At 60.4% G+C, this 7434-nt stretch carries 4 protein-coding genes; all 4 read left to right on the forward strand.

Features of this window, described 5'->3' with window-relative positions; genetic code table 11:
* Nucleotides 1-154 precede the first annotated feature (154 nt).
* The 4 genes from argS to B3075_RS05095 all read left to right on the forward strand — a co-directional run bounded on the left by argS (nt 155) and on the right by B3075_RS05095 (nt 7323).
* Nucleotides 155-1912, forward strand: a complete 1758-nt coding sequence (gene argS / locus B3075_RS05080) for an arginine--tRNA ligase (protein ID WP_102735828.1) — start codon at nt 155-157, stop codon at nt 1910-1912.
* A 13-nt stretch (nt 1913-1925) separates the two neighbouring features.
* The gene (locus tag B3075_RS05085) at nt 1926-3539 is read left to right on the forward strand and encodes a tetratricopeptide repeat protein (protein WP_290488377.1); all 1614 of its coding nucleotides are present in this window, start codon (nt 1926-1928) and stop codon (nt 3537-3539) included.
* Between the two features lie 327 nt (nt 3540-3866).
* The gene (locus B3075_RS05090) at nt 3867-5969 is read left to right on the forward strand and encodes a M3 family metallopeptidase (RefSeq protein ID WP_290488378.1); all 2103 of its coding nucleotides are present in this window, start codon (nt 3867-3869) and stop codon (nt 5967-5969) included.
* Between the two features lie 31 nt (nt 5970-6000).
* On the forward strand, nt 6001-7323 hold the full coding sequence (locus tag B3075_RS05095; protein ID WP_290488379.1) for a Gfo/Idh/MocA family protein: 1323 nt from the start codon (nt 6001-6003) through the stop codon (nt 7321-7323).
* The last annotated feature ends 111 nt before the right edge of the window (nt 7324-7434 follow it).

The raw sequence follows: 7434 nt of genomic DNA on the forward strand, positions 1-7434 counted from the left end.
CTGAAGTGAAAGGCGGATTCGGGCGCCGGGCGTCCGGTTCGCCGGCTGGGACGGGGATGTCATCTCCGTCCTGTTGTTTTTACCGGAAAAGGTATGTCTTGATGACAGTTGCGCCTTGACTACGGCGGTGGAATGTCCGTTCATCTGGACAGACATGACCATACCCGGAATTCTTGAAGAAAAGTTGTCCTCCGCGTTAAAAGCGGTGTTGGGGGAGGAGCTTCCCGCTGATTTTCACGCCTCGGTGACGCCCTCCGCCGATTTGCGGTTCGGGGATTACCAGAGCAACGCCGCCATGGTGCTTGCCAAGCGGTGCCGCACGAATCCCCGCGCGCTCGCCCAGCAGGTGGCGGACCGGATAGGGCAGGATGCCGTGTGCTCCCTGGAGATTGCCGGGCCCGGATTTATCAATTTCCGCATCAGGCCGGAATTTTACGCAGCGCGCCTGCTGGCCATGCTGGCGGATGACCGGCTGGGGGTGGAAAAAGTGCAGGACCCCAAAACCATTGTCATTGACTTTTCCGCTCCCAACGTCGCCAAGCCGATGCATGTGGGCCACATCCGCTCCACCATCATTGGTGACGCCCTTTCCCGCGTGGCCCGCTTCGTGGGGCACCATGTGATTACGGACAACCACATTGGTGACTGGGGGACCCAGTTCGGCATGATTCTGTGGGGCTGGAAGAATATTCTGGATGAACAGGCGCTGGCCGCCAACCCCATTGACGAGTTGCTGCGGGTGTACAAGGATGTGAACCTGATGTGCAAGGAAAAGCCGGAACTGCTGGATACCTGCAAGGCGGAACTGGTGAAGCTCCAGGCCGGGGACGGGGAAAACCTGGCCATCTGGAAACGCTGCGTGGAAGTTTCCAAATCCGGCCTTTCCAAGATTTACGACCAGCTTGACATCCATTTTGATTACTGGCTGGGGGAAAGCTTTTACAATGATGCCCTGGCCCCGCTGGTGGACGGCATGATCGCCGCCGGAATGGCCCGGGAGAGCGACGGCGCCATCTGCGTGTTTTCCGACGGTTCCGTGCCTCCCAATGAAGACCCCTTCCTTGTGCAGGACAAGGGGGAATGGCGCGCCAACCCCTGCATTATCCGGAAAGCGGACGGAGGCTTCCTGTACGCCACCACGGACCTCGCGACGCTGGACCACCGCATCAAGACGTGGGGCGCGGATTCCATCTGGTACGTGGTGGGCGCCCCGCAGGCTCTGCATTTCAGGCAGATTTTCTCCACGCAGCGCCGCCGCGGCATGGACGGGGACTACCGGCACATCGCGTTCGGCTCCATTCTGGGGGATGACCGCAAGCCGTTTAAGACGCGCTCCGGGGATACGGTTTCCCTTCAGGATGTGCTGGATGAAGCCATTGAACGCGCGGCCCGCGTGGTGGAGGAGAAGAGCCCGGACATGCCGGAGGAGGAAAAGAAGCGCGTGGCGGAAGTGGTGGGCATAGGCGCCGTGAAGTTTGCGGAGCTTTCCCAGAACCGCATGACGGATTACGTTTTCAACTGGGACAAGATGCTGGCCCTTCAGGGAGATACGGCCCCGTACCTCCAGAACTCCTACGTGCGCGTCCGCTCCATCTTCCGCAAGCTGGACGGCGGGCCTTTGGACTGGTCCGCCCCCATTCAGCTTTCGGAAGACGCGGAAATCCATCTGGCCCGGCTTCTGGCCCGCTACGGGGAAGTGGTGCCGCAGGTGCTGGACGACTGCCGTCCGAACATGCTGGCCGCCTACCTGTTTGACCTGGCCAGGGCTTTCCATTCCTTCTATGAGGCGTGCCCGGTCCTGAAGTCGGAAGGGACGGTGCGGCACTCCCGCCTGGCCCTGTGCGAGCTGACCGCACGCACGCTGAAGCACGGGCTGGGCCTGCTGGGCATCCAGCTCCCGGACAGGATGTAACCGTTTCTTCCGTATGGCCGCCTCTTTCCTCCATGTCCTGCTGGCCGCCGCCGTGGCGGGGTGTTCTTCCGCCGCCGCGGACGAGGCACACGGGTACTGGATGAACAGCCCGTCCCTGAACGGCTGGCGGGAAGCCGTCTTCCGCGCCGGCGTTCCGGCTCAGCCTGCCGTGCTGCCGCCCGGAGTGGAGCCGATGATGGTGGGTTCCTCATCTCCCGCCGCGCAAATGCTGGTGCTGGAGGGAATGACGCATCTGCTCACGTTCGGGGACATGCGGGCTTTCCTTAAATTTGACGCCGCTCTCCGTCTGGACCCGGACTGCCTCATGGCCCATTGGGGCAGGTGCATGAGCCTGATGGGCGCGGGACCCGCTTTCCAGGAACAGCGCGTCCATTCCATGAAGCGCATGAAAGAGCTGGCGCTCCGTCCGGACTGCCCGGAACAGGAACGCGCTTATGCGGATGCCCTGGCCGTGCTGCTGATGGATGGCCCCGTGAAGGCGCAGGAAGCGTGGAAAACCATCTGTTCCACCTGGAAGCGCGACCCATACGCCCCCCTCTTTTACGCCATGCTCCTGCGGGACGGCTTTGACGGGCAGGGCAATCCCGGAGAAGGGCAGAAGGAGGCTGTCCGCGTGGTGGAAGCCGTCCTGAAGGAACGCCCCGGCTCCCAGGCCGCCCTGTTCATGCGCGCCCTGCTGGAGGAAGTGGCTCCATCCATTTCTCCGGAAACGGTGGAAACCGCCCGCAGGGCCGTGGCCGCCAACCCCTTTTCCGCGTCCGCCCATCATTTGCTGGGCCATTGCCTGTTCCGCACAGGTGATTATGAAGGGGCTTCCGCCGCTTTCAAGGAGTCTGAAAATCTGTGCCTGGCTTGGGAAAAGGCGGAAAATGTGCCTCCCGCGCTGGATGACGCCTACTTCCGCTCCATCCTTTACCGTGCCGTTTCCGAATTCTGCGCCGGCCATTACAAAAAGGCGGAGGCCATTGCCTCCAGAGCCGCTTCCGTTCCCTTGGACAAAAAGCATCCGCTGGCTCCCGGAACCCTGCTTCAGCTATGGGAGGCCAGGACGCTGCCTGCGCGCCTGATGCTGGCCCGGCCTGTCATTCCCCGGCAGGCCCTTGTGCTCAAGGCTTTTCCGGGGCCTCTTCCCAAGGGATTTCCGGATTTGAGCAACGGCATGACCGCCGTGGCCACCCAATACATGGGCGCATGTTACGCCGCAAGGCAGGGCAGAACGGATGCCGTGGCGTCCGCCTTTGACAAGATGTCCGGTATTCTGCGGCTGCTGATGGACGGCGCGGACGCCGCACGAAGGCAGATGAGCGTTTCCTACTGGGCGCGCTGCCTCCAGACGGGCAGCCTGTATTCTTCTGAAATCCACTCCCTCATGTTTCCGGATTCCGCCAATGTCTGGATGTCCGAGGCCATACGGAGCCAGCGTTTTTCCTCCCTGCTCCTGCCTCCAGTAGTGCCATACCCCGCGGAATGGGTTCTGGCCCGCGCCTACCTGAAAGCCGGAAAATTCCGGGAATGCGCGGATATGTGCGAACAGGCGTTGAAACGTTTTCCGAACCATGCCGGAGTGCTGGAGACCCTGGACAAGGCCCGTTCTTCCGGAAAATAATCCGGAATAAGCGGTGGAAACGGTTCTGGCGCCCGGTTTTGGATTGGAAACGGCATTTCCCCGCATCGCGCTGGAACATGACGTCCAATCCCGGGACAGGAAGCTTGTTCATCTTGAAAAATAAGCCTGCGGTGATAAAAAAGGGGCGTGAAGCCGTGCCCGAAAGGGCGGATTCCGTCCCCGCCGCATTCATCAAGATGCCCAGCAGGCCGCGGCCGTTCCGCCGGATGTCTCTGAAACATGGTAAGTTTAATTTTTTCATGGCTGTTGCGGCAAATTCCGGAACGCGGCCGTTTTCATTTTCAATAACATCATACATCAAGCAATATGAACCATCCCTATCTGGACCCCGCCTTTCTGGTTTCCTGGTCCCGGCTTACGCCGGAGGCCATCAAGCCGGACATCACGGAAGCCATCTCCCGCGCCAAAGAGAATATCCGGGCCATCTGTGACCAGCCGCTGGATTCCCTGACTTATGAAAGCACCTTCGGCGCTCTGGAAAAGGCTTCCGAGGACCTGCACCTGGGCTGGGGCCGCATCATGCACCTGGACTCCGTCAATGACGAACCCGCCCAGCGGGAGGCCATCGGGGAAATGCTGCCGGAAGTGGTGACCTTCTCCTCCTCCGTGCCTCTGAACCCGCGCCTGTGGACGGTGCTGAAAGCCGCGGCCTCCTGTGACTGGGTGGAAGACCTTTCCCCCGTCAGGCAGCGCTTCATTCAGGAAACGCTGGCGGATTTCCGCGAGAGCGGGGCGGACCTGCCGGACGACGTGAAGCCGGAATACGCGGAAATAGAAGCCCAGCTCTCCCTGAAGACCAAGAAATTCGCGGAAAACGTGCTGGACTCCACCAACGCCTGGGAACTCATTGTGGAAGATGAGGCGGAACTCTCCGGGCTGCCGGATTCCGTGAAGGAGGCCGCCCGCCTGGACGCCCTGGCCAACGGCCACGGCACGGAAGAAGAGCCCCGCTGGCGCTTCACCCAGAAATTCACCTCCCTCCAGCCTGTCATGCAGTTTGCGGACTCGGACAGTCTGCGCCGCCGCATGTGGGAGGGCTCCTGTTCCATCGGAAAAGGGGGGGAATACGATAATGAAGCCCTCATCGCTGAAATCCTGGAACTGAGGGACAGGAAAGCCCATTTGCTGGGGTACGGTTGCTTTGCGGATTACGCCACCTCCCGCCGCATGGCCGGGAGCGGGGCCAACGCCCTGAAATTCATCAATGACCTGCATGACAAGGTAAAGCCCTCTTTCCTGAAGGACATGGAAGCCGTCCGCAGATACAAGGAGGAAAAAACCGGAAAACCCGTGGAAAAACTTTCCCCGTGGGAAACCGGCTACTGGTCTGAAAAACGCCGCCGCGAACTGTACGCTTTTGACGAGGAAGACCTGCGCCCGTATTACTCCGTGGAAAAAGTCATGGAAGGACTCTTTTCCATCTACTCCGGCCTGTACGGCATTACGGTGACGCCGCGCCCTACGGTGGCGTTCAAACCCGGTGAATCCGGGGAAGCGCCGGAAGGCGCGGTGGAGGTATGGCATCCGGACGTCCTGTTCTATGAATTGCATGATGCGGAAAGCGGGGAGCACCTGGGTTCCTTTTACGCGGACTGGCATCCGCGGGACTCCAAGCGCGCCGGGGCATGGATGAACTGCCTGAGCGTAGGGGAACCGCCGCATGGCGGCAAACCCCGCGCGCCCCATCTGGGTCTCATGGTCGGCAACATGACCAAGCCCGTGGGGGGCAAGCCCGCTCTGCTGTCCCACCGAGAGGTGGAGACCATTTTCCATGAATTCGGCCATTTGCTGCACCAGCTCCTTTCCGACGTGGAAGTGAAGTCCCTGGCGGGTACCAACGTTGCCTGGGACTTTGTGGAACTGCCCTCCCAGATTAATGAGAACTGGTGTTGGGAGAGGGAATCCGTGGACCTCTTCGCCGCCCACTATGAAACGGGTGAAAAAATACCGGACGAACTGTTCTCCAAAATGCGCTCCGCCCGCAATTATATGAGCGGCACGGATTTCATGCGCCAGCTCTGCTTCGGCAAGCTGGATTTGGAGCTTCACGTCAACTGGCCGCAGTACAAGGGCGTTCCGCTGGAAGAAACGGATGAACGCATCCTGGCGGACTACCGGGTGCCGATGACGGACCGCGGCCCTTCCGTGGCGCGCCGCCTGACGCACATCTTCGCGGATCCCACGGGCTATGCCTCCGGCTACTACTCCTACAAATGGGCGGAGGTGCTGGAAGCGGACGCTTTCAGCCGCTTCCTGAAGGAAGGAGTGCTGAACCCGCAAACCGGGCGCGATTTCCGCCGCTGCATCCTCAGCAAGGGCAACAGCAAGCCCGCCGCGGAACTCTACCGCGACTTCATGGGCCGTGATCCGGACGCGGAAGCGCTGCTGGTCAAATCCGGCGTTCTTTAACCTCTTTACCCACATTATCTGAACAATCCTTATGTCTGAACAAAAGAGACTCTCTCTCGCCGGCGTCGGTTGCGGTTCCCGTACGCGCACTTACATGAAGCTGGCCATGGAACAAAAAGACCGCTACCGCATTGCCGCCGCGGCGGATCCCGTCAAACAGCGCACGGAAGCCGTCCGCGATTTTGCCCCGGAAGAGGAACGGGACTCCGTCCGCCTGTTCAAGGACGCCGCCTCCCTGCTTGCGGAGCCGCGCCTGGCGGACGTGGCCATCATCGGCACACAGGACGACTACCATTATGCTCCATGCAGGAAGGCCATGGAGCTGGGCTATCATGTCCTGCTGGAAAAACCCATTGCCAAGACGCTGAAAGAAGCGCTGGAACTTAGGGATATGGCCCGTGCGCTGAAGCGCCGCGTGGCCGTGTGCCACGTGCTGCGCTACACCCAGTTTTACCGGACCCTGAAAAAAATCATCGACAGCGGGGAAATCGGGGACGTCATCACCTTCAACGCCAATGAAGGCGTGGGGGCGTGGCACTTCGCCCACTCCTTCGTGCGCGGACACTGGGGCAACAGCAAGACCTCCACTCCCATGATCGTAGCCAAATGCTGCCATGACATGGACATCCTCTACTGGCTCATGGGCCGGCGTAAATGCCTCTCCGTCGCCAGCTTCGGAGAGCTTACCTTCTTTACGAAAAAGACGCTCTCATCCCCCCGGCCGGAACGCTGCACGGACTGGACCGCCCCGGTGGGGGAAGACCCTTGGGACGCCCGCAAATACGCTACGGACGACGAATGCAAACGCTGGCTGGGGATGGTGTATGACCGTGCGCAGGAAGCTACCGCGGAAGAAATCTGCGAATGGCTGAAAACTTCCCCGTGGGGCAGGGACTACCTCCAGTGCGACAACGACCAGCCGGACCACCAGGTTTCCATCATGCGTTTTGAGGGAGGCCTGACGGGCACGTTCACGATGACGGCTTTCGAACAGGGACGCCACATTGAAGTGTACGGCACCAAAGGCAAAATCCGCGCCGGGGCCTTCTACAAGGAAAACGGCCCCGGAGAAATCACCGTGACGCCCCACTTTGGCGGCAAAACCCGCGTGGTGGAGCTGGAGGAGCTGGCCGGAGGTTACCAGGGGCACGGCGGAGGCGACTGGGGATTGATTGAGGCTCTGTATGATGACATGCTGACGGTGCCCTCTCCGGAAGATATGACCACCTCCATTGAAGAATCCGCCCATTCCCATGTCATGGCCTTTGCCACGGAACACGCCCGTCTGACCGGTCAGGTAGTGGATGTGGCCGAGTTCGAGCGCAAGGTGGCGGACGGCAGTCTGGATTATTGATGCGTTTTTCCCGTGGTTGGGAACAAAAAGCGCAGACATTCCGAGTGTCTGCGCTTTTTATATATGGAATTCCATCCTTTTTTTAAACGAATTTGGAATCCGCGGCGCAAA

The organism is Akkermansia sp. UBA7090, from assembly GCF_002493465.1.
Taxonomy (GTDB): Bacteria; Verrucomicrobiota; Verrucomicrobiia; order Verrucomicrobiales; family Akkermansiaceae; genus Akkermansia; species Akkermansia muciniphila_A.